This window comes from Primorskyibacter marinus (assembly GCF_003313245.1).
GTDB lineage: Bacteria > Pseudomonadota > Alphaproteobacteria > Rhodobacterales > Rhodobacteraceae > Primorskyibacter > Primorskyibacter marinus.
Map to the genome: position 1 here is coordinate 117,772 of NZ_QJSD01000007.1, position 23,313 is coordinate 141,084.

A 23,313-nucleotide genomic window follows, 5' to 3' on the forward strand; every position below is an offset into this window, starting at 1 on the left:
CAGTATGGACGCGCAGGCCCAAGACAACCATTGCCATTTGCAAGACAAGAGTTTCAGGGGATTTTTGATAGTGCTAACAATCTTCGCCGAAAGGCCGAAGAAATGCCGCGGCGTTTCCGTCAGGTGACACGCCTTGGGTGTCGTGGGATTTCAGATCTCGTGCACGCGCAGCGCATCCCCACAGACCTGTCGGGCGATATCGACGACATGGCGGTGGTGGGTCAGGTAGATCGCCTGCCCGGTGCGTCCGATCCGCGCCATCACATGACAGGCCGCACGCGTCCGGTCCTCGTCAAAGGTCTCAAAAATGTCATCGCAGAAAAACGGCAGGACCGTGCCTTGCTGGGCAAGCTGTTCATAGGCCGCCGCCCGCAGCGCCAGATAAAGCTGAAAGCGCGTGCCCTTGGACATATCCTGCGCCTGTTTCGACTGCCCCGCCGGATCAAGCGCGATCAGTGTCTCGGCACCGCCGTCCGGCTGCGTCATCAGCCGCGTATAGGCACCGTTGGTCAAGTCTGAAAACGCGGTTTCGGTGGCTTTCATCATACCGCTGCGATGGGTGTCGCGATAGCGCCGGATCGCCTCTTCTGCCAGATCATGGCCAAGATGCAGTTCCAGATAGGCCAGTGCGGTCTCCTGCATCTCAAGCTCGATGGTCGCTTTGCGTTCGGCAAGCATGGCGATGTCGGCATCCCCGGTCACCGCGCGCAGGTCGCGGTCGGCGGCGCTGCGCGTGGCAATGGTGTCGCGGTAGCGGTCCTCTATCGCCTTGCCGTCGCCGTTAAGCTGCATCAGTTGCGCCGCCAGGCTTGTGTCGGTCACATCGTCCACCATGCTGCGGGCTGCGGTCAGGTCGGCCACGTTCAGCGTCAGGCAAAGTTTGGTCAACAGTGCCGCGCGGCGGGCCTTTGCGTCGATCACCTGTTGCGCCTGCCCGACGGTCTTTCGCAGGGCATCCAGTGTTGTCGTATCGGCATCCTTCGGGAAAAAGCTGGCGATGTCTTGCATTTTGGTTTCGACCGCATCCAACGCCCGCCGCGCCACGTCCCGCGCGTCGTGGTGGCGGCGAAGCGTCGCGAGCGTGTCGGCATGCTGCTTTTCCGCCGCTTGCGCTTGATCCGCCGCGACACGCAGGTCCGCAAAGACAGCCAAGGGGTCGGACAGGTCGGATGCCCCGGCAAGTGCGGCCACAGCCTGTGCAAAGTCACGCTGGTCGGCCTCCATCGCGTCGATCTGGCGGGCGATACTTGTGCGTCGCGTGTCCAATTCCCGCAGGTTTCGCAGGGGGGCGAAGGACCGGTCCAGCGCATCGCCTTGCACAGCGCCGCCGAAGTTTTCCGCAACCGCCTCGGCCCAGACCGAGCGGGCTGTTTCGTCGGCCTTCTCGCATTCCACCAGATGCGCCTGCCGTCGCTTTCGTTCGGCCTGAAGGTCGCGCAACCGGGCGCGCGCGTTTTGCGCGGCCTCGTGCAGTTTTCGGGCCTCAGCGGCGTGATTTCGGGCGGTTGCCAACAGGGTTTCGAAATCCGGATTTTCCAGATCGAGAGACGCAGACAGCGCCCTTGACAGGTGCGCGGCCTGACCAAAGACATTGGCATGTTCGGCCCGGATGCGATCCAACCGTTGTTCGGCGGCCTGTGCTTCGGTCAGCCGCGCGACCCATGCGGCAAAGGCAGGCGGTGTCAGGGAGGCGTCGACCCCGGCCTCGCGGGCGGCATCGGTCAATTGCCCCTCGACCTCCGCGACATTTGCGACAAGCGCATCGCGCTTTGCTTTTGCCTGCTGGATGCGGTGTTCGGCGCGTCGGGCGTCTTCCTCAAGGTGGCGAAGCTGGCCAAGCTCGCTTGCATGGTCCAGCCGCGACGCAGCCGCCGCATCCACTTGCCGCATCGCCGCCTCAAAAGGATCTGCGCTGGCGTCGGTCATTGTCTCGCGGTGGCTTTGCCAAAGCGCGTCGCGGCGCTCCCGAAGGGCGCGGGCCGCCTCATCCCCAAGCAACGCAGCGGCGCTGCCCAGCCCGTCGATCTTTATCGAACGGTCGGCGCTCTCGGCCTCCAGAATTTCAATCGCGTCTTCGGTTGCACGCAGGTCGCCGCTTAACTGCGCATGCGTCGCGGCCAGCGCGGCGGCTTCGTCGCTGGTCAGCGGACAGACAGGCAGGTTTGCAAAGCCCTGCCCCTTTAACAGCAGCGCGTCGCGGGCCTCGGCGCAGTCGCGTTCTGCCTCGGCCACCGCCTGCTGCGCGGCTGCGTGACGCGGGGCCAAAGTATCGACTGAAAAGCGGTCGAGGACGGCAGCTATGTCCGGCGCGCCCTCTTCATCTTGGCTGGTGATCGCCGCCTCGGCCCCGGCGATGCGCTCTGCCAACCGGGCAAGCTCGTCTCGTGCGGCCCCGGCCGCCTGCATCGCCGTACGCTTCGCATCACGCGCCGTTTCCAACTGTGCCAGTGCCCCCGGTGCCAGAACCAGCGTTTCCGGATCGGTGCCCTCGGCAGCGCCCAGATCGCGGGCGGCAAGCGCCATGTCGGTCCGCACCTCTTCAAGCGTGCGGCGGCGCTTTGGCAGGTCTTTCCCGGCGGTGGCGTGGCGACTGCGCAGATCATCCAGATCGTCCAAAGCCGCGCCAAGGGCAAGGTGTTCGGGATGCCGCACGACCCCGTCGCGCTGCGCTTCCAATTCCTCGATATCGCGTGTCAGACGTTCCTGATCCGCTTCGGCCTGCCGTTGTTCGGAAAGCAAGCTGACCAGCGTTTCGGGGTCGATGTCGAGCCGGTCTGGATAGCCCGGATGGGCGCTGATGATCCTATCCAAACCGTCGATTTCGGCCAGCATCGGCAGGGCATCGCGCTTGGCCAGAGTAGCGGCATACTCGCTTGCATGGGCCGCGCGTATCTTGCCCGTCTCGGCCTCTTCCTGCGCGGCGTGGTCGCGGGCCTGCCGCAGTGAACGGTATGCGGCAGCGGTGACATCCTTGTCGCGGATCCGGTGGTCGATCTCTTTCAACTCTGCCTTCAGCTCGGCCATGCGGGTCTTGCTGCTGCGTTTTTTGTAAAGCGCCTCGGCGCGGGCACGCACCGAGTCCAGCACCTCGGTCAGATCGCTGATCCCTGCCGCCGCCGAAAACAGCAGCCGCCCTATATCGCCCTTGGCGCTGGCGATCTCCTCGCCGCCCCGCTCGATGGTTTCATCGTCAAGGCATAGCAGGTTGCGATAGTCGTCCAGCCCAAGCCCGCCCAGATGCGCCGCCAAGACCTGTTCGGGCAGCGCCTTGCCTTGCGCGTCCACCAGATTGGCGTTGCGCGTCGGCAGACGTGTCAGGCCGATTTCGGCATCGCCCAGATCCAGCACACCCGAGATGCGCAGCGTCTTGCGGTCGTGCTGAAAGGCATAAGGCTCGCGCAGCGGAAACCCGTAGAGCAGCCGCAGGAAACCTTCCATCGTGGTGGTCTTGCCGGCCTCGTTTGGGCCGTGGATCAGGTGAAAGTCAGGTGCCCCCTCAAGGCGCGGGCCAAAATCGTAGGACTTGCCGGAAAACTGTCCGAACAACTCCAGATCAAGCCGGCGCAGCCGGATCATTCCGACGCCCCTTTCATCAGCGCCGTGACATGGCGCGCGCCCGTCTCGGCCAAGCGTTGTGCAAGCGCGGTTGCGGCATCCTCATCGGGGATCAGGGCCGCCCGGATATGGGCGGGCAGATCGGACAGGATCTCGGCCAGTTGTGCCTCGATCTGTGCTGCATAACCGGGTTCGGTCCGTATGGCCTGCATCAGCGCGGACAATTCGGCGGTGGCGCTGCTGTCAATGCGCGGCCCGTCAGGATCGGTAAGGGCAATTTCCAGCTTTTCGACCCAGAGGCATCCGGTTTCGCGCGCCATGCCGCTGACGGTCTCTGCCCAGGTATCGCGGTCCCGTTCGACCTGCCAGCGCCGGGCAAAGCCTCCGGTCAGGCGCAGACGCAGGATGGCGGCATCTGATTGCAGCGACGCCGCGCATTGCTGGATTTCCTTGCGCAGGTGGTCCCGCAGCGCGCCCTCGTCCTCGCATGCGGTGACGTCAACCTCGACGGGCAGAAACTCGACCTGGCTGGTGTGACATTCGGAAACGCTGATCTGGCCGCCCTCGACAGTAAGCAGCGTGGCGCTGTGGGGGCCGGGTTCCCCGATATCGCGGCCCTGAGGCGTGCCAGGCATGACGATCCACGGCGCTTGTGCATGGATCTGCCGTTTGTGGATATGGCCAAGCGCCCAGTAATCGAACCCCATCGCGCCAAGTTCGGCCACGGTACAGGGTGCGTATGTGTCATGCCCCGCCGCACCTGCCAACGAACTGTGCAGCAAAGCGATATTGACCGCACCCGCAACCGGAGGCGCGAATTTCGGCAACAAACTGTCAGGCGCGTGACGGCCGCTGAAGCTGACACCGTGGATCCAGATGTCATGCGCGCCCAGTTGCACGGCCCCACCGCGCCCGCTGAAGACATGGACGTTATCGGGCAGCGTCACTTCACCAGTGATGGGGTTTTCGGCGTCGTGATTGCCTTTTATCAGAAAGACAGGGATGCAAGCATCCCGCAGCCGGTCAAACTGCGCCGTCAGAAACGCCGCCGTCCGGGCGCTGCGGGCGGCCCCGTCATACAGGTCGCCGGCGATCAGCAATCCCGCCACGTCTTCGTCCAACGCCGTATCGACGATACGGGTGAACGCACCGCGCGTGGCGGCCTGCACCCGGTCGCGCAGATCCGGATCGCGCAGCGCGAGCGATTTCAACGGCGAGTCGAGATGGATGTCGGCAGTATGTAAAAGCTTGATCACGCTGGCCTCTTTCGCGGCGCAGTCTTGTCCACGCCGCGAGGATTTGCAATCGGGCGATTTGCCCTTGATGAGAGTTTCAGTCAGCCGTGCAGGGTCAGTCCAGCGCCGTCCAGGCCCCATCCGCCTTTGACGATGCGATGCAGGCCGCGATAAAGCGCATGCCGTCCAGCCCGTCCGCGATCGTGGGGGCATGTACGCCCTCGGGCAAGGGCGTGCCGGAATCGGCGTGGCGGATCAGATGCGCGGCCTCGGAGTACAGCGTGGCAAACCCTTCAAGGTAACCTTCGGGGTGGCCCGGCGGAATGCGGGTGGTGCGCAGCCCGGCCTCGTTCGCGCCAGCGCCGCCACGGGTCAGGATCTGCTTGGGCTGCCCAAACCGGGTGAACGTCATCTGGTTGGGGTTTTCCTGCGCCCAATCCAACCCGCCCTTGGTGCCATGCACGCGCAGACGCAGGGCGTTTTCATTGCCCACCGCCACCTGACTGGCCCAGAGCATCCCCTTCGCGCCCCCATCGAACCGCAGCATGACATGCACATTGTCATCAACCTGCCGGTCCGGCACGAAGGCGTCCAGATCCGCCGCCAGAGACGCAGCCTTCAACCCGGTGACAAAGCTGGCAAGGTTGAACGCATGCGTGCCAATATCGCCCACGCAGCCGCCCGCGCCAGAGCGGGCCGGGTCGGTACGCCAGTCGCCTTGCTTGTTGCTGGCAGGCTCGGTCAGCCAGTCCTGCGCATATTCCACCTGCACGACACGGATCTCGCCCAAATCCCCCGCCGCGACCATGGCTTGCGCCTGTCGGATCAGCGGGTAAGCGGTGTAGTTATGCGTCAGGATGAACTGCTTGCCGGTCTCGCGGACGACGCTGGCGATCTCTGCCGCCTGTTCGGGCGTCGCGGCCAGTGGTTTGTCGCAGATCACATGGATGCCCGCGCGCAGGAAGGCCACGGCGGGTGCGGCATGCATATGGTTGGGGGTGACGATGGCCACGGCGTCAATACCGTCTGCGCGCGCTGCCTCGGCCTTGGCCATATCCGAGAAATCGCCATAGCTGCGATCTGCCGCAATGCCCAGGTCCGCCGCAGAAGCCGCGGCGCGTTTCGCGTCAGAGCTTAGCGCACCTGCGACCAGTTCCCACTGTCCGTCGATCCGCGCGGCGATGCGGTGCACGCCTCCGATAAAGGCCCCCTGCCCGCCGCCGACCATGCCCAATCGCAACCGTTCCATCATTGAATCCCCAGCATCTTGCGGATGGCACCCATGTCGGTTTCGCCGCCTGCGAAATCGTCGAACGCCTTGTCCGTAGTTTCGATTATGTGCTGTGCGATAAAGGGCGCGCCCTCGGCGGCCCCCTGTTCAGGGCTTTTCAGGCAGCATTCCCATTCCAGCACCGCCCAACTGTTATAGCCGTATTGCGCGAGCTTCGAGAAGATGCCCGCGAAATCCACCTGCCCGTCCCCAAGGCTGCGGAACCGTCCGGCACGGTTCAGCCAGGGCTGATAACCGGAATAGACGCCCTGACGGCCATCGGGATTAAACTCGGCATCCTTGACGTGATAGGCGCAGATGCGTTCGTGGTAGATGTCGATGAACGCAAGGTAGTCCATCTGTTGCAGCAGGAAATGCGAGGGGTCGTAGTTGATCCGCGCACGGGTATGCCCGTCCAGCGCATCAAGAAACATCTCGTATGTCGCGCCGTCGAACACATCCTCGCCGGGATGGATCTCGTATCCGATATCAACGCCGTTTTCGTCGTAGACATCGAGGATCGGCTTCCAGCGGCGGGCAAGCTCTGCAAAGGCCTCGTCTATCAGACCTTCGGGGCGCTGCGGCCACGGATACAGATACGGAAACGCCAGCGATCCGGTGAAGCTGACCGATGTATCAAGTCCAAACCTGCGGCTGACCCGTGCCGTCTTGGACACCTGATCCACCGCCCATTCCTGCCGGGCCCGCGGATTGCCACGCACCGAAGCGGGCGCGAAAGCGTCAAACACATCGTCATAGGCAGGGTTTACCGCGACAAGCTGGCCCTGCAAATGGGTCGAAAGTTCGGTGATCTCCACGCCCGCATCGGCGCAGATGCCCTTGACCTCGTCGCAATAGGTCTGGCTGTCGGCGGCCTTGTCCAGATCAAAAAGCCGCGCGTCAAAAGTGGGGATCTGGACCCCTTTGTAGCCCAGACCAGCGGCCCATTTGGTGATCACCTCAAGGCTGTTGAACGGGGCCGCATCCCCTGCAAACTGGGCAAGAAACAGGGCGGGGCCTTTCATGGTCGTCGGCATATCGGATCCTCCGGATTTGGTCAGGCGCGCGCGTAGCGCATATAGGCGAAACGCTGGCTGTCGGGCGACCAGCAGGGCACGTTCAGCGTGCCTTGCCCGCCCCGAAGCGTTGTAAGAATGCGGGTTTTTCCACTGTCGAGATCGATCAGCCGCAAGGTGACCTCGCGGTCCGGCGGATGACCTTCGGTCCCTTCGGGATAGGCAAGGTACAGGACATGGCGGCCGTCCGGCGAGGGATGCGGGAACCAGTTGACCGCCCTGTCATCGGTCATTTGCTCCGGCTCTGTCCCGTCAATGCGCATCCGCCACAGATCCATGCCGCCACCGCGATCCGAATTGAACCAGATCCATTGGCCATCGGGCGTATAGTCCGGCCCGTCATAGTGGTGCGGGCTGTGGATGAGGATGGTTTCCTCGCCGCCCGTTACAGGAATGGTCGCAATGCCGAACTGCCCGTCACGCACCACGGTATAGGTCAGGCGCAGCCCGTCCGGCGACCAGCCATGCCACCAAGATGGTGTATTCCGGGTAATGCGCCGGGGGAGGCCTCCATCCGCGGGCACAGTATAGATGCAGGAGTTCGGCGTCACCGTCTTGTCGCAGATCACCAGTGTTTTGCCGTCGGGCGAGACGCCATGATCGTTGTTCAGCGACGCGTGCGGACCTGTGTCGATCATCAGAAGGTCGGGCGCATCCAGAGGCACGCGAAACAGTTTCCCATCGCCGTTTACGATCAGGTCCGCGCCGCCGGGTGTCCAGTTCGGTGCCTCGATATGGCGAGCGGTCTTGAACAGGGTGCGGCTGTCTTCCGCAGCCAGATCGAATATCTCCAGATAGGACTCCATCACGCGTCGCCCGGAGCATAGCTGAAGCGAGCGAAATCGGCGGTCTTGCCCTGCACTCCGCCTTCGGGTGTCCAGACGCCACCACTGTCGGGATTGCCGCGCATATCCAGTTGCGAGGCACGCGATAGCGGTCGGCACGCAAGATCCCAGTTCACCAGATCGGTGGAGCGGTGGATCTGCACAACGGGATACCACTCGAAAGTGGAAGTGGCGATGAAATAGTCCTCTCCCGCCCGGCAGATCGACGGGTCTGGATTGAAGCCGGGCAGGATCGGATTGCGGATCATTTGCGCGAGAGCCCCTCGGTTTCGGAGGAGGCCGCCCACAGGTTGATATTCGCGTCCTTGGCATGCTGGTCGATGCGCGCCAATTCGTCGTCGGTGAAGTCGAGATTGCCAACCGCGCCCACGCAATCGACGACCTGGCTGGGCTTTGACGCACCGATCAGGGCGGTTGTCACACGCCCCCCCCGCAGCACCCAAGCCAGCGCCATCTGAGCCAGCGTCTGTCCGCGGGTTTCGGCAATGGCGTTCAGCGCGCGGACATTTTCCAGCGCCTCGTCGGTCAGGAAATTCTCGCGCAGGGACTTGCCCTGGGACGCCCGGCTGCCTTCGGGGATACCGCCCAGATATTTCTTGGTCAGCATGCCTTGGGCCAGTGGGCTGAACACGATGGACCCGATGCCCAGATCGTCCAGCGCATCCAGCAACCCGTCTTCCTCGATCCAGCGATTAAGCATGGAATAGCTGGGCTGGTGGATCAGGCAGGGTGTGCCAAGTTCTTTCAGGATCGCCGCCGCCTCGCGCGTGCGTTGCGCGTTGTAGCTTGAGATCCCCGCATAGAGCGCGCGGCCCGAGCGGACGATGTGATCCAGCGCCATCATCGTTTCTTCCAGCGGCGTGTCCGGGTCAAACCGGTGCGAATAGAAGATGTCGACGTAATCCAGCCCCATGCGCTTCAGCGACTGGTCACAGGACGCAATCATGTATTTCCGGCTGCCCCATTCGCCGTAAGGCCCCGGCCACATGCCGTAGCCGGCCTTTGACGAAATAATCATCTCGTCCCGGTAAGGGGCAAAATCGGTCTTGAGGATCTCGCCAAAGGCGGATTCAGCCGCGCCGGGTTCCGGCCCATAGTTGTTGGCCAGATCAAAATGCGTGATGCCGTGATCGAATGCCGTGCGGGTGATCGCCTGCTTGGTCTCATGCGGCGTATCATCGCCGAAATTGTGCCACAGCCCCAGCGAGATCGCCGGAAGCTTCAGCCCCGAGCGCCCGCAGCGGCGGTATTGCATCGTGTCGTATCGGGTGTCAGACGCGGTCCAGACCATTTCAGCATTCTCCTATGCGAGCAGCGCCGTAGCGGCGTCCGGAGTCAGGGCCTCGGGGCGGTCGCAAGTGCTGCTCAGTTCAACGAGTGTTTTCGTGTCCCCTGAGTGCAGGATCGCGGTCATGACGTCCACCACATGCAGGGCAAAATCGTTTGAACAGCGATGCGGGCGGCCTTCGAGAATGGCTTGCGCCATATCCGCCAGACCGGCGCAGCGATAGTTTGCGCGACCGGCGTCATTGGCTTTGCTGAACGGGTGGTCCCATTCAACGGACGGGTTCACAAAGGCGGATTTTTCGGTCATCCGCACCTCGCCCCCAAAGAAATTGGGATCGGGGACATGCAGGGTGCCTGTCGTGCCGTAAAGTTCCATGTTGGAATGGCCGTGCTCCCACACGTCCCAACTGGCGCAATAGGTGACCTGCGCGCCGCTGACAAACTGCATCACCGCGTGGATCGTGGTCGGGGTTTCCACCTTGATCTTCTCGCCATTGCGCGGCTGTGACGTGATGGTCCGGTATTCACTGGCGCTGGACGACAGGGCCGTAACGCGCGCCACCGGGCCAAGCAATTGCACGAGATTGGAGATGTAATAGGGGCCGAGGTCAAGGATCGGGCCGCCGCCGGGTTGAAAGAAGAAATCCGGGTTCGGGTGCCACATTTCCATCCCCGGACTTTGCACGAAACAAGTGCCCGAGGCGATGCGCCCCACGGCGCCTGCATCCACAAGATGACGCGCAAGCTGATGCGCGCCGCCCATGAACGTGTCGGGCGCGGACCCGACCCGCAGCCCCCTGGCATCGGCAATCGCCTTGAGGTCCAGACCCTCTTGCAGCGACAGAACGAACGGCTTTTCCGAATAGACGTGCTTGCCCGCCTCCAGCACCTGTTTGGAGACCGCGAAATGCGCGTTGGGGACGGTCAGGTTGACGACAATATCGATGTCATCGGCGGCCAGAAGCCCGTCGATGGTCTCGGCCCGCAGGCCGTATTCTTCGGCACGGGTCTTGGCCGCGTCGGCGTTGAGGTCAGCGCAGGCGCGCATTTCGATGCCCGTGAATAGCGGGGCGAGGCGCATATAGGCGGCAGAAATATTGCCGCAACCGATGACGCCGATTCCGAGTGTCTTGCTCATGGTGTCGGTCTCTTTCAGTAGGTCTTGAAGCTGGCGATGGAGCGTTCGGCAAAGCGGCGCGCATCGCTGGGCTTGTCGTGCTCTGCGACGAACAGATCGCAGCCCGCCTTGCGCAGCGCGGCGATCAGCGCGGGCCAGTCCATCGTGCCATGGCCGACATCGGCCCAGCCGTCCTCGTCCTCGCACATCCCTGCGGGTGCGATGTCCTTGACATGCGCGGTGGTGATACGGTCGGCGTTGGCCGCAATCCATGCCAGCGGATCGCCCCCCCCGCGCACCACCCAGGCCACGTCCATTTCCCACTCGATGGACGGTGCGTTGTCGAGGATCAGCTGCATCGGGATCGTGCCATCTGCCAGCGGCATGAATTCCCAGTGGTGGTTGTGCCAGCCAAAGCGCAGGCCCGCATCCTGCACGCGCTTGGCCGCCTCCTCCAGCCGCTTTGCAAGCTGCACCCATGCTTCGGCACCCACGCCGTTGCGGTAATCATCCTCGGGCGCGGGGCAAAACACGCGCTGCATGCCCAATGCCTTTGCCGTGGCAAGCGTCTTGTCGATCTCGGTCTCGAAATTGCCCACCGGGAAGAAATGCCCCGAGGGCATTGTCAGCCCGTTGGCATCCAGTAGCGCACGAAAGGCGGCCGGGTCTTCGTAGACGCCGCCGAAGCCTTCGACATGGCTGTAGCCCAGCCCGGCGATTGTCTTGATGACATCCTCCCACGGGGTGAAGTCGCGGGCAGAGTAGAGTTGAAACGAAAGATCCATGTTGGAATGTCCTGTTTTCTGGTGTCGTAAAGCGCGCGCTACAGGCGGGCTTCTGTGGTTTTGTCGAAGATATTGGCAAGCGCCGGGGTCAGGCCCAGCGGCAGGGTCTGTCCGGGACGAATGTCGGCCTGTCCGTCCATCCGCACCCAAAGCCGTTGTCCGCCAGAGGTCACGCGCGCCAGCGTGTCGGAACCCAGCGGCTCGACCAGTTCGACCTGCCCCTCAAGCTGCAACGGCGCTTGCGCTGCCTCGGGACCGGCGATGATATGCTCTGGCCTGATCCCGAACCACGCATCCCCGGTTTGCGGCCCCTGCGATGTGAATTCGTAGCCCGCAAGATCAAAGCTGGCGACGTCAGAGGTAAACCGCGGCGCGGCCCCGCCCTCGACCCGGCCATCCAGAAAATTCATCGTCGGAGAGCCGATGAACTCGGCAACGTATTTCGTGGCCGGACGGTTGTAGATCTGCTTGGGCGTATCAAGCTGAAGGATGGACCCGCCGCGCATGATGGCGATGCGGTCAGCCAGCGTCATCGCCTCGATCTGGTCATGGGTGACGTAGATCATCGTATTGCCCAGCGTCTGGTGCAATTGCTTGATCTCCACCCGCAGGTCCGCGCGCAGCTTGGCATCAAGGTTGGACAGTGGTTCGTCAAACAGAAACACGTCCACATCGCGCACCAGCGCCCGCCCAATGGCCACCCGCTGACGTTGCCCGCCGGACAGCGCCGCCGGTTTGCGCTTTAACAACGGTTCCATCTGCAAGGTCTTGGCGGCGCGTTCGATACGCTCCTTGATCTCCGACTTGGGGATCTTGGCGTTCTTCAGCCCGAAGGCGAGATTGCCCTCGACCGTCATCTGGGGATAAAGCGCATAGCTTTGAAACACCATGCCGATGCCGCGTTTCGACGGTTCCTCCCATGTGACGTTCTGCCCGCCGATATGGATCTGACCATCCGTGACGTCCAGCAGGCCCGCGATGCAGTTCAATAGCGTGGATTTTCCACAGCCGGACGATCCCAGCAGGACAAGAAATTCGCCCTTGCCGATGTCCAGATTCAGATCATGCAAAACCTCGACTGCGCCAAAGCTCAGCTTGAGGTTCTTGATAGAGATGCTTGGGTCCATATGCATTGCTCAGCCTTTCACCGCGCCGGCCGCAATGCCGCGCACGAAAAGTTTTCCGGAGACGAAATAGATGACGAGGGGCACGAGGCCGGTCAGCAGCGTCGCCGCCATGTTGACGTTGTATTCCTTCACACCCTGCACCGAGTTGACGATATTGTTCAGCTGCACCGTCATCGGGTAGAGATCGGGCTTGGTATAGACCACGCCGAACAGGAAATCATTCCAGATTCCAGTGACTTGCAGGATCATCGCCACCACGAAGATCGGCAGGGACATGGGCAGCATGATCTGAAGATAGATCTGCCAGAACCCGGCACCGTCCACCCTTGCGGCCTTGAACAGTTCTTCCGGCAGCGAGGTGAAATAGTTGCGGAACAGCAGCGTCAGAATGGGCATGCCAAAGATCGAATGCACCATCACAAGCCCGCCCAGCGTGCCGTAAATCCCCATCTCGCGCAGCAGGATGACGATCGGGTACAGCATCACCTGATAGGGGATGAAGGCACCGAAGATCAGGATGGTAAAGAAGGCATCCGCGCCCTTGAACCGCCAGTTGGCCAGCGCATAGCCGTTCACCGACGCAATCGCGATCGACAGCAGCACCGAGGGCACGGTGATGCGCACGGAATTCCAGAACCCCCGGCTCAGCCCATCGCAATTAAGCCCGGTGCAGGCCTCGGACCAGGCCTTGACCCAGGGCTGAAACGTGACCTCGACCGGCGGGGCAAAGATATTGCCCAGCCGGATTTCCGGCATGCCCTTCAGCGAGGTCACGATCATCACATAAAGCGGCAGAAGGTAATAAAGCGCCACGACGATCAGCGTGCCGTAGATAAACACGTTGCGGCGCGAAAAGCGGCGGCGCGGCTTGGGGCCGCGCGGGCCGGAAAGCGCGCCCGATGCGGCGTCAGATCCGACAACCGCGGCAGACAGGGTGGCAGGTTCAGACACGCTTTTTCCCTCCGAATTCCAGATATGCCCAAGGCACGACAATCACCAGAACCGCGAGCAGCATCATCGTCGAGGCGGCAAAGCCCTGCCCCAGATTCTGGCCCTGAAACATGTAGTCATAGACATATTTCGCGGGCACATCGGACGCGATGCCGGGGCCGCCCCCGGTCTGCGCCACGATCAGGTCGTAAAGCCGCACGATGCCGCTGGCGATGATGACAAGCGTGGTGATGAACACCGGGCGCATCATCGGAATGATGATGAAGATATAGGTCTTCCACGCCGGGATCCCGTCCACGCGACTGGCCTTCCAGATCTCCTGGTCGATGCCGCGCAAGCCTGCCAGCATCAGGCACATCACCAGCCCCGACCCCTGCCACAGCCCGGCAATCAGCACGCCGTAGATGACGATATCGGCATTATAAAGCGGATCGAAATCAAAGCTCTGCCAGCCAAGTCGCTGGATCACGCTCTGGATCCCGAAATCGGGGTTGAGCAGCCATTGCCACACCAGCCCCGTCACGATGAAGGACAGCGCAAAGGGATAAAGCAGGATCGTGCGGAACGTGTTCTCGTATCGGATCTTCTGATCCAGCAACGCCGCCAGCACGAAGCCTAGCACGAGGCTGAGCACCATCATGAAAATGCCGTAGATCAGCAGGTTTTCGATAGAGACCATCCACCGGGGCGTGTTCCAGAGCCGTTCATACTGGTCCAGTCCAACGAATTTGGTTTTCGGCAGCAGTTTGGACGAGGTGAAGGAATAGGTTACGGTCCAGACCGTTCCTCCGACAAACACGACCAGCGCGGTCAGGATCATCGGGATCGCGGCGATTTTGGCGGTCAGATTCCGGAACAGCCGGTTCGGTCGGGTGGCGGCCATATCGCTCCCCCTGTGGTGGCAGTGTCAGGTGAAAGTGGCCGGACCGCATGGCGCGGCCCGGCCTTCGGACGTGAGTGGCGGTCAGTCCTTGTTTGCCACGATATCGACAAAGCGCGCCTGCGCATCATCGGCACTGATCGAGGTGTCCTGGAAGAACTGAACAAACAGATCGTTGAGCTGGTTGTTCGTATCCTCGGTATTCAGCATGTTCACATCCGGCATGATCGCCCCCGAGGCGAGGATCTCCAGCCCCTTTTTCATGCAGTCATTTGCGGCCTCCAGATCGACATCCGCACGCACCGGCAGTGACCCTTTCTTGAGGTTGAACGCCACTTGCGTCTGCGGGTTGAGCAGCGTCGCGGCAAGCGCATCCTGCGCGGCCGAGATCTCTTCATCATCCACCACCGGAAAATAGATGGCGTCGCCCCCGGTCGAGATCACCTCGTTGACACCAAGGCCCGGCAGGCAGGTGTAATCTTCGCCCGCTACCTCGCCGGCCACGGCAAATTCACCCTGCGCCCAGTCGCCCATGATCTGACCCCCGGCCTGATCGGTGATGACAAGGTTTGTCGCCTGGTTCCAATCCTGCACGTTGGACCCTTGGACCATTTCGCGCATGTCCGACGCCGCCTGGAAGACGCGCTTCATCGCATCGCCCGCGGCCATTTCGGCATCTCCGTCACCATAGATCTTCTGAAGAGCGCCCGGCCCGCCCAGCGTTGCCATCAGCACGTTGAACGCACCAGAACTTTGCCAGGGCTGCCCGCCAAGCGCCATCGGCGTGATGCCTGCCTCGCGCAGCGCGGGGCCAGCGGCCACGAATTCATCCCAATTGGTCGGCACATCCAGACCGGCCTTTTCAAACGCGGCATTGGACAGCCACAACCACTGCCAGGAATGGATATTGACCGGCGCGCAATATATCCGACCATCCACCGTGCAGGCATCCAGCAGCGACGGCGGGTTCACGATGTCTTTCCAGCCTTCGGCCTCGGCCACATCCGTCATGTCGCGCAGAAGGCCCGCTTCGATCAGTTCTTCCGCCTGACGGCCATGGTTGAACTGGAACGCGCCCATCGGATCACCGCCGATGATCCGGCTGACCATCACCGGACGGGCCGTACCGCCCCCGCCGGCGATCGCGCCATCAACCCATGTGTGATCGGTCTGCGCCTCGAATTCACGGGCGAATTCGGCCACGGCGGCCGCCTCGCCGCCCGACGTCCACCAATGGGTCACCTCAAGGTCAGCAGCCAAAGCTGCCGAACCCGCGCAAAGCGCCGTGGTGGCCGCGAAGAAAGTGCGGAATGCAGTCATGTTTGTTCCTCCCTTCCGGCGCGGATGGATCCGGACCGGCATTATCTGAAGCGACCTCAGCTTGCCGCGTAATCGATTACATTCAACGTCAGACCAACTCTGCTTGCCATGTAAACGATTACACCTATAATCGGACTGAGGCGGATTCGTGTCAAGCCGTCCATGTCAAAAATCGTGTTTGTCCAGAAGTGACCCGTCAATCCATGAGTGAAAAGCCCCCCCGGATTCAAGATGTTGCCCGCGCGGCAGGGGTATCGACGGCAACCGTCAGCCGGGCGCTCAGCAACCCGGATCTGTTGACCAAACCCACAAGAGAGGCGGTTTTCGAGGCCGTTCGCAGCACCGGATACCGCGTCAATCGCGCGGCGCGAAACCTGCGAAAGCAAAGCGCAAATGCGATTCTGGTGCTGGTTCCCAATCTCGGGAATCCGTTTTTCTCAAAGATACTGGAAGGGATCAGCGAAGGGTTCGCGGGCAGCGATGTTTCGGTGCTCATCACCGATTCCAATCATCTGCCGGAACATGAACGCCGCTTGACGGATTACTTTCTGGACGGCCGCATCGACGGGATGATTTCGCTGGACGGGAATCTCACCACGACCGACATGACGGAATTTGCCCGCGAGAATGTCGGCGACAGGATCGTCTTTGCCTGCGAATGGGTGCAGGATGCCCCAATGCCGTCGGTCCGCAGCGACAATTACAAGGGCGCGCAGATCGCGGTCCAGCACCTGTACGAGTTGGGCCACCGGCGGATCGCGCATGTAACTGGGCCTGCCGATAACCGGCTGACTCATGTGCGCCGCGAAGGCATGCTGGCCGAAAGGCAGCGCCTTGGCTTGCCGCAACGCCCTGACTGGATCATTCGCGGTGACTTCTCTTTGCGTTCGGGCCGCGAGGCGGCGCAGCGAATCGTCGCGATGCAGGACCGGCCCAGTGCAGTGTTCTGCGCCTCGGACGAGGTCGCATTTGGCTTGATCGCCGGGCTGAACGCGGCCGGATTGCGTGTTCCCGAAGACATCTCGGTGGTCGGCTTCGATGACATTGATCAGGCCGAACACTACGTTCCGGCGCTTACCACGATCCGCCAGGACCGGATCGGCCTTGGCCGCTCTGCCGCAGCACTGCTGCTTGGACAAATGACCAACGCGCACAATGCTCCCGCAGCAGAGGTGGAACTTCTCGACGTGACGCTGATCGCGCGCGACAGCACCGCGCCGCGCTGATTGAAACGCGTAGCGCGATAAGCTTGTTGGGATATCCTAAAGCAGTAATTTGTGCCCCAGATACCAAAGCCTGTGCAGGCCACGCCCTGACCGGCCACGCCTGTCAATGCAGATGACGAGCGAGTTGCAAAACGAAACCCTGATCCCCCTTGCAGCCATCCGCCAACCCGTCTAAAGAAGCAACGGCTTCGGCGAGTTGGCGGAGTGGTTACGCAGCGGATTGCAAATCCGTGTACACCGGTTCGATTCCGGTACTCGCCTCCAATAAAATCAGATACTTAGCGAACACATCGCGTAAGCATCTGACCTCATGTAAGCACAATGTAAGCAATTCGCCCGGCTTGCGTGGATTCGCCCATGTGCTACGGTTCAGGCTGTAGAAGGAAGGGATAGTGACATGGCCGATCAGATTAGACTACAGCAAGACGTTGCACAGACTGCATATACAATGGCGCTAGCCATGTGGCACGAGTCAAACCCAGAGTCCCCTAGCGTAGAAGATGCAGAGAAATTCATTGCGATGGTGAATCGCTGCGCGCAAGCCCTCAAGGGGGGGCTGCCTGACCGACAGGCTAACGCCTTTCTCTAGCACTCCTAGGCAACATATCTACCCACGTCAGCGCATACCGCACGGCCTCGGGAATACCCATCTCGGGGCCGTCAATTGTGGCCTCGATAACCGTTGCCCACCCTAACCGGATCATCACGCCGCCGTCCTTACGCGGCTTTGCGTCCCGATAGACCCATTCCCCGGTCAGTTCCCCACGATCATCGACGGATTGTGCGGCCTCCTGCACACTGTGAACGGTCCACCACGCAGGCGGGTAGAACACCTTCGGAGCCTGCCGGGCGAGCGGGTCTATCAGCATATACCGCACCCGCCGCTTGCCTATGCCGTAGCCCAACCGTTCCTCCACCACGGGCCACACTTCACCGGGCGGCAGGACGCCCAAGCCCGGCACGGATTGATAACCGCCTTCAAGCACCTTCTGCGACCACGTCAGATCAGACAGCTTACTGATTTTTCGCACGCCAATACTCCCGTGAGTGCATCCGCCGCCGGTCTTGAAATTCCGGGTCCGTCTCGTAGCGGTCGCGGTAGATCGGCCTCATATCCGCGCGATATTCCGGCGTCCGATGCCGCCTGAGCGTGCATTCGACACAGCACGCACTGGACACATGCCGTTCGGCAACGTGGCCTTTCTTGCAGGGCTTGCCGGTGAAGTAGCGTTTTAGCCCCATGTCGCGGGCGGTGGCACGGTCGATAGGCTCGCCCCAATAGAACGTCTCGGGCGGGTCCAGCACGGGCAGGATATACTTCTCTTCCTTAGCCATCCTGCCAGTCCACCAGCTTCATGGCCGCATCAGGATCAACACCGGCTTCCTTGGCCATCGCCATCGCCTGCACAATGGTCGCGGCTGCACGGGCACGTCCGCCAGCGTCAAACGCCTGTAGCGGTCGCATCACGTCCAGCTTGACCGGCTGGCCCAGCTTCGCGGTGATCTCTTCGGCCATCAGCATGGCAATGGGTTGCAAGGTCCATTGCGCCAGATGCCTCTGAGCCTCGCGGATAAGCGGCCCCTGGGCGTTGTCCGCCAGCAGCGCGGGCAGGACGCCATAGGCATTCAGGATCGCGCCCTTTGCCGCCTTCCAGTTTTCTGTTGCGCCCGTATTGGTCATGTCGGGCGACAGGCTGGACGGCTTCCAATCCTGCGCAGGACCGGGACCACCAGCGGCAGACACGTTGACGCTTTCCCGCAACATGACGCGACCACGACGCCCACGGAAACCCCGTGCCAGCGTTTCCAGATCGGTGCCCGGAGCCTCGGGGAACGGCACGATATGCGAGCCAAGCGGCGCGTTGGCGTAGACCTCGGCCAGCGACGTTTCCAGCGTGTGCAGCAGATCAGCGGACAGCGTGGATCGGCGCAGCGGGGAAACACCATACCACGGCGCAACCGGATCGGCCCCGATGGTGAAGTGCAGCACTTCGGCAGCAAGCGCGGTCACGGCATAGGCACCACCGGTTTCCGGGATGCTGAGACGATAGGCACGGGGCTTGCCGTTGCGCGTGGACATTTCCCAATCGGCGGCAGGCAACAGGCCATCATCGGAGATATAGAAAACAGCTTCACCACGCAGCGCCAGGGAGCGGGCGGCAAGCGCCATGTCGCGCCGGGTCAACAGATCGGTGCCGTCGATGTCCGCCGCACTCAGAGCGCCTTCCCACAGCGACACAGCGCCCTGCACGGTGGCGGTGAGTTCCCCAAGCCCAGACTGACCGGAGATATACGCCTCGCGCGCCGACATGACCTGTGCCGTGTATCCGGCAGCAGAGGCGGAACGGGTTTCCTCGGGTTCGGATTTGCGCTTGAGCCAATCAAACATGGGCCAGCCCTTCCTTGCGATATTTCTTGAGAAGTTCGGCGGCACCGGAGTTGCCCAATGCCCCCCAGTCGCGGCGGCGGGACCAGCTTTCGCTAATGTCGCCCACGTCGATGGAATAGCGGGATACGCCGTTCATCGGCTCGGCAGCGTAGTAATCAGCAAGCCGCTTATAGGCTTCCTCAATGCCCGCCGTGACGGCCCGCCCGCCAACTGTGCAAACGACGATTGACCGCTCGGAAAGCGTCACCTCGCCAAAGTCATTCACTTCGGCAGGATCGCCATTAACGGTGTCAATAACACAAGGGTAATACGGTGGACGCCACGCCAGAACGCCATGCGGACAAACAACAAATTCAATTTCAGAAGTAGACCAGCGGCACGCACAATAATTCTCCAGTTTTGACCAGATCACTTCGGGCACGGTGCCCGTTACGCCAGAAGGTGCAGGCGGGTATGTGATCGAGATTTCGGTTTCGGTTTCGATGTATTGGGAAGTCATCAGCGCCACCTGTAGGCTGCGGGTTTCGGGTTCGGCAGGATCAGCCCGCTATCGAGTTGCCGCATGTCCAGTTCGGTGCCCTGATAGGCGGGACGGGTAACAATGCTCATTTCAAACAGGATCGCCGCGAAGATGGTGCGGATCAGCGCATTCCCTTCCTCGGGATCTTCCTCTTCCACCGTCTCGGCCTCTTCCACGGCCTCGGGCGGCGCGACACGGAAGCCGGGGGAAATGCCGATCATCAGGCCGGAAAGGAAAGCGGCAGTGAAGTCTTTCCACCACGTTGATTCCTGAATTTCCGGGACAATGATTGCCTCGAACAGCAAGGCTTCATCGGTATCATTGAAAAGCAACGTGCCCGCGCGTTTGCTGGCAAGCGGCTTGTCGAAGCTATGGCCCACCAGCAGGTTGATATCCCGGTCGGGGTCATCCAGCGCGAAGGTGAACGAATGCGGCGCGAATTGTTCTTTCTGGGGCCTGCGACCTTTTCCACCGGAATGGATCGTGGCCCGGTTCATGTAGGGAAACCTGCCATGAAGGCGGCGAGTGCCATCACCCGCCGCCCGCATCTCAAGCCCACCGTTGAAAATGGGGGCTTCCATTCGCTTACCCGAAGTTCGTCAGGATACGGGTTTGCAGACCACGCGCCACGGTCACGTCAGCGGTGACAAGACCGGTCAGGACCAGTTGCCCCGAAGCCGCGCGGGTGTAGGGGTCGCGGATCATATCGACCGCACCCCACATGCCCACAAAGGCCGGTGCCACGCCGTTAACGGTAGTGGTCAGGATCGCGCTACCGGCGGTGAGCTGATTTGCCAGAACCGGCGACACGCCATGCTTGGTCATCCGGTCGAGTTCGGAAACCGCAGTGCCGGAAACGAGCGTATCGTCCATGTCGCCCCAGATCGCAGGCGGGAATGCCAGCTTGACCTGCGACGGGTCGGTGATCGCGTTGGCTTCCATGAAGGCGATGATCTCAGCCCGGAACGCAGCCCAATCAGGAGCGGCAGCGCTCATGTCGGTGGACGTGATGCCGTAGGTTACAGCGCCGGGCACCATGCCCAGAGGTTGACCAGAAGCGCCGGAACCGTTGATAATCGCATCATCCAGAGCAACGGCAATCGCCGCGCTCATGTCCTGGCGCACGGCATTTTCCAGACCTTGACCCGTTTGCTTGAGGCTCTTCCGGGTAATGACCATTTGCGCGCCCAGCGTGTTATCCGGCGACACGGTGGCCTCAGTGGTCTGATACGCCGTTGCAGCGCCCACGTCCGACAGTTCGTCAGCCTGCCAGCCGGTTACAGCGCCAGCGGTCGCAACAGGCCATTCTGCGGTGCCCTGCGGGATGTTGACCGATGCCACGCCCAGCTTGGATGCAACGCTATTCGGAAAGATACGCCCGATGATGTTGCGGGTTGCCTTCGGGCTAAACAGGTCGCCAGATACGGTCTCACCGGCCCGTTGTTCGAGAGCGGCAAGGGGAAGCGGGATGCCTTGGTATCCACCAGCGGCGCGGAGTTCGTCCACAATCTCTTTGGTGGCACCATCAAGCGCGCGGCCTTCATCGAGCGCCAGCGCAACTTGCCGAACCTCGAAACGGTCCATCATCTGCGACCATTCCTTGGCGTCTCGGGTTTCCAGTTCCTCGCCCGCCTCGCGGCGTTCTTCATCCTCGGAGATTAGAGCGGCACGATATTTCGCCTCGTTCTGGCGATACTCTTTATCGAGACCTTCCATCGACCGGGTTTCGTCGTCGGTCAGATCATCTTTACCGGCCAACTCGGAAAGAGATTGCCGGATTTCACTTTGTCGTTTTTGAAGTTTTACGCTTTGCAGCATGGATTAATCCTTGGAATTGTTGAAAGTCATCATGACAAACACAATTCTATCGGATTAATGTTTGTGCTAAAAATCGGGCAGCTTCTTCTTTAGCAAAGCATCCCATTCTTTTCGCTCGGGCGATTTTTCGGGAAAGCCCATTTCCAGCCGGGTTTTTCTGGAATGGCACCGCACGCAAAGCGTTTGCAGGTTATCCAGATCAAATTCCGCGCCGCCGTCTCGAATGGCAACAATATGATCCACCTCAAGACGGCCCCGATTGCCGCATTCAACACAGCGCCAATTGTCGCGGTCTTTCGCCAGTTTCCGAACGGCCTTCCAACGGGCTGTTTTGTAGATCGCGGAACCGGCGCGTTTCCACCTCATGCCCATGCGATCCTTGGCGCTTTGGTCGCAGGCTTGGCCACCATGCGCGCCCCTTCTGCCACAGCCAGCACAGATGCCGCTGCGGCGTCGATACGGCCCAGAGACCGGGCTTTTGCCAGCTTGTGATTGCCTGCCGGGTCCACCAGCGTGATAGCGTCAGCAAAAGCGGATCGCAGCAGCAGCGACGGCACCGTGCGCACCTTGCTTTCAAACAGCGCCCTGCGGAACCGTTCGATATCTTCCGCGCCATCTTTCCAGCCGAAACCTCGCCAGATGAACGGCACCCGGTCGAGACCAGCCGCCCGCATGGCTTCCACAAATTCAGCATGACGGAACCTGTCACCAACAATGCAGGCAATCCCCTGTCCGTCAGCAAGCGCCACCACCTCGGCCAGCCATCGGCCCACGGGCACGGTGGTGTCGCCCATCGCCGTGAGTTCGCCCCGCTCCTGCATTTGCGTGTATCGGTCGGACACGCCGTCAGACGCCCCACGATCCGCCAGAGACGGCACGCAAGGAAAGGTTCCAACGGCCTCAAGACGGCCCGTCTCGGGCCAGTATAGCGCCGCTGCGGACATGCTACGGGAGCCGCCCAGGTCAACGCCCAGAACGCACGGCCCTTCGCGCGGGGCCAACTCATCCGGCGACACTTCCGCCGATAGCCATTCATCCACCGTCACCAGCAAGGAACGGTCTTCGGTGCTGACACGTTCATTCCGGTTCAGGTTGCGGAAAGACGACAGAGCGGAACCGCCACGGGCAATTGCGCGCCGGGCTTGCGCCACCAGCCATTCCGGCGTCGAGCCGATGCCTTCCTTCGCGCCGGGGTTCGCCTCTAACAGCGATTCCAGATCGTCGGCAGGCAAGCCGAACGCGGGCCGATGTTCCTGCACATAGGTTCCGGGCGGCGGTTCATCGAGCCACCGCGAAAACGTGTTGGCGTCATCCGGTGCGGACGTGGATATGACCAGCGCCCGACCATCACGTTTACCCAGACCGGACAGGATCGCGTTTTCTAGGTTGTCGCCCTTCTCCCGGTCCCAAGCAGCGCGCTCATCGAGGATTGCCAGCGTCGGGGCACCGCCAAGGATCGACTTGCCGTCAGCCGCGATACAGCGTGCCAGCCCGCCGCCGTTGCCGTGATACTCCACTTCCAGCTTGGAACCGCGCCGGATCGTGAAATTCTCCTGTTCATCCTCGGGCAGCGTCTCCACGAAACCGACGATGAAGTTAAAGGCAATTTTAGCCTGGTCCCGATTACGGGCGGCAAGGATCACTTCGCGCTTGGGCTGGTCCGACAGTTCGCCCATAACGTCAGCAAGAGCGAGACCGGCAGAGAGTGCCGTTTTGCCGTTGCCGCGTCCGATGCTGAGACACCCGATCATGATGCCCGGAGCGAGCGCGCCCTTGATGAATTTCTTCTGATAGGTAGCGAGTTTGACCGGCTTTCCCGCCATTTTGCCTTCGGGAATGCGCAGTTTCTTGAAAAATCCTATAGCGGCAGAGGCTTGTTTACTTGGCCGGGCCATCAATTTTCCCCGGAATT

The 23,313-nt window shown here is 61.6% G+C and carries 21 protein-coding genes, 1 tRNA gene and 1 pseudogene; 2 read left to right on the plus strand and 21 right to left on the minus strand.

What is annotated here, in order from left to right; all coding sequences use genetic code 11:
- Positions 1-150: 150 nt before the first annotated feature.
- The 13 genes and pseudogenes from DMZ65_RS11175 to DMZ65_RS11235 all read right to left on the minus strand — a co-directional run bounded on the left by DMZ65_RS11175 (position 151) and on the right by DMZ65_RS11235 (position 15,448).
- Complete coding sequence (locus DMZ65_RS11175; protein ID WP_116598975.1) at positions 151-3,576, minus strand: ATP-binding protein; 3,426 nt, start codon at positions 3,574-3,576, stop codon at positions 151-153.
- Positions 3,573-4,811, minus strand: coding sequence for a metallophosphoesterase family protein (locus DMZ65_RS11180; protein WP_232824969.1), 1,239 nt, complete (start codon positions 4,809-4,811; stop codon positions 3,573-3,575). The genes DMZ65_RS11175 and DMZ65_RS11180 overlap by 4 nt, the downstream gene beginning before the upstream one ends.
- Before the next feature lie 94 nt (positions 4,812-4,905).
- Entirely contained in the window at positions 4,906-6,039 is a 1,134-nt protein-coding gene (locus tag DMZ65_RS11185; protein ID WP_116599020.1) for a Gfo/Idh/MocA family protein, read from the minus strand.
- Positions 6,039-7,097, minus strand: coding sequence for a sugar phosphate isomerase/epimerase family protein (locus DMZ65_RS11190; RefSeq protein ID WP_116598977.1), 1,059 nt, complete (start codon positions 7,095-7,097; stop codon positions 6,039-6,041). The genes DMZ65_RS11185 and DMZ65_RS11190 overlap by 1 nt, the downstream gene beginning before the upstream one ends.
- A 20-nt stretch (positions 7,098-7,117) precedes the next feature.
- Complete coding sequence (locus DMZ65_RS11195) at positions 7,118-7,942, minus strand: TolB family protein (protein WP_116598978.1); 825 nt, start codon at positions 7,940-7,942, stop codon at positions 7,118-7,120.
- 65 nt (positions 7,943-8,007) lie between these two features.
- Positions 8,008-8,229: pseudogene (locus tag DMZ65_RS11200) on the minus strand (family 43 glycosylhydrolase); the annotation flags it as partial.
- On the minus strand, positions 8,226-9,272 hold the full coding sequence (gene mgrA, locus DMZ65_RS11205; RefSeq protein WP_116598979.1) for an L-glyceraldehyde 3-phosphate reductase: 1,047 nt from the start codon (positions 9,270-9,272) through the stop codon (positions 8,226-8,228). The gene mgrA and the pseudogene DMZ65_RS11200, both read right to left, overlap by 4 nt.
- A gap of 12 nt (positions 9,273-9,284) precedes the next feature.
- The gene (locus DMZ65_RS11210) at positions 9,285-10,406 is read right to left on the minus strand and encodes a Gfo/Idh/MocA family protein (RefSeq protein ID WP_116598980.1); all 1,122 of its coding nucleotides are present in this window, start codon (positions 10,404-10,406) and stop codon (positions 9,285-9,287) included.
- 14 nt (positions 10,407-10,420) lie between these two features.
- Positions 10,421-11,170 carry a sugar phosphate isomerase/epimerase family protein gene (locus DMZ65_RS11215; RefSeq protein ID WP_116598981.1) on the minus strand — a complete coding sequence of 250 codons (750 nt, stop codon included), beginning with the start codon at positions 11,168-11,170 and terminating at the stop codon, positions 10,421-10,423.
- A gap of 38 nt (positions 11,171-11,208) precedes the next feature.
- Positions 11,209-12,297 (minus strand): ABC transporter ATP-binding protein, encoded by a 1,089-nt coding sequence (locus DMZ65_RS11220; protein WP_116598982.1) that lies wholly within the window; start codon positions 12,295-12,297, stop codon positions 11,209-11,211.
- Between the two features lie 9 nt (positions 12,298-12,306).
- The gene (locus tag DMZ65_RS11225; protein ID WP_084352925.1) at positions 12,307-13,230 is read right to left on the minus strand and encodes a carbohydrate ABC transporter permease; all 924 of its coding nucleotides are present in this window, start codon (positions 13,228-13,230) and stop codon (positions 12,307-12,309) included.
- 10 nt (positions 13,231-13,240) lie between these two features.
- Entirely contained in the window at positions 13,241-14,131 is an 891-nt protein-coding gene (locus DMZ65_RS11230) for a carbohydrate ABC transporter permease (RefSeq protein ID WP_116598983.1), read from the minus strand.
- Between the two features lie 81 nt (positions 14,132-14,212).
- Positions 14,213-15,448 (minus strand): ABC transporter substrate-binding protein, encoded by a 1,236-nt coding sequence (locus tag DMZ65_RS11235; protein ID WP_116599021.1) that lies wholly within the window; start codon positions 15,446-15,448, stop codon positions 14,213-14,215.
- 203 nt (positions 15,449-15,651) lie between these two features.
- On the opposite strand from DMZ65_RS11235, the gene DMZ65_RS11240 reads away from it, so the two are divergent.
- Entirely contained in the window at positions 15,652-16,674 is a 1,023-nt protein-coding gene (locus tag DMZ65_RS11240) for a LacI family DNA-binding transcriptional regulator (RefSeq protein ID WP_116598984.1), read from the plus strand.
- A gap of 190 nt (positions 16,675-16,864) precedes the next feature.
- A tRNA-Cys gene (locus tag DMZ65_RS11245) sits at positions 16,865-16,938 on the plus strand.
- A 308-nt stretch (positions 16,939-17,246) separates the two neighbouring features.
- Here the strand turns inward: DMZ65_RS11245 and DMZ65_RS11250 are convergent.
- The 8 genes from DMZ65_RS11250 to DMZ65_RS11285 all read right to left on the minus strand — a co-directional run bounded on the left by DMZ65_RS11250 (position 17,247) and on the right by DMZ65_RS11285 (position 23,296).
- Positions 17,247-17,705: a hypothetical protein gene (locus DMZ65_RS11250; RefSeq protein WP_116598985.1), complete on the minus strand. Its 459-nt coding sequence runs from the start codon at positions 17,703-17,705 to the stop codon at positions 17,247-17,249.
- Positions 17,689-18,009, minus strand: a complete 321-nt coding sequence (locus DMZ65_RS11255) for a hypothetical protein (RefSeq protein WP_116598986.1) — start codon at positions 18,007-18,009, stop codon at positions 17,689-17,691. The genes DMZ65_RS11250 and DMZ65_RS11255 overlap by 17 nt, the downstream gene beginning before the upstream one ends.
- Positions 18,002-19,063 carry a phage portal protein gene (locus tag DMZ65_RS11260; RefSeq protein ID WP_116598987.1) on the minus strand — a complete coding sequence of 354 codons (1,062 nt, stop codon included), beginning with the start codon at positions 19,061-19,063 and terminating at the stop codon, positions 18,002-18,004. The genes DMZ65_RS11255 and DMZ65_RS11260 overlap by 8 nt, the downstream gene beginning before the upstream one ends.
- Positions 19,056-19,571 carry a hypothetical protein gene (locus tag DMZ65_RS11265; RefSeq protein WP_116598988.1) on the minus strand — a complete coding sequence of 172 codons (516 nt, stop codon included), beginning with the start codon at positions 19,569-19,571 and terminating at the stop codon, positions 19,056-19,058. Before DMZ65_RS11265 ends, DMZ65_RS11260 begins: the two co-directional genes overlap by 8 nt.
- The gene (locus DMZ65_RS11270) at positions 19,562-20,164 is read right to left on the minus strand and encodes an HK97 family phage prohead protease (protein ID WP_116598989.1); all 603 of its coding nucleotides are present in this window, start codon (positions 20,162-20,164) and stop codon (positions 19,562-19,564) included. Before DMZ65_RS11270 ends, DMZ65_RS11265 begins: the two co-directional genes overlap by 10 nt.
- 4 nt (positions 20,165-20,168) lie before the next feature.
- On the minus strand, positions 20,169-21,401 hold the full coding sequence (locus DMZ65_RS11275; protein WP_116598990.1) for a phage major capsid protein: 1,233 nt from the start codon (positions 21,399-21,401) through the stop codon (positions 20,169-20,171).
- A 66-nt stretch (positions 21,402-21,467) separates the two neighbouring features.
- Positions 21,468-21,767, minus strand: a complete 300-nt coding sequence (locus tag DMZ65_RS11280) for an HNH endonuclease (RefSeq protein ID WP_232824970.1) — start codon at positions 21,765-21,767, stop codon at positions 21,468-21,470.
- Positions 21,764-23,296, minus strand: coding sequence for a terminase large subunit domain-containing protein (locus DMZ65_RS11285; RefSeq protein ID WP_116598992.1), 1,533 nt, complete (start codon positions 23,294-23,296; stop codon positions 21,764-21,766). Before DMZ65_RS11285 ends, DMZ65_RS11280 begins: the two co-directional genes overlap by 4 nt.
- Positions 23,297-23,313 lie beyond the last annotated feature (17 nt).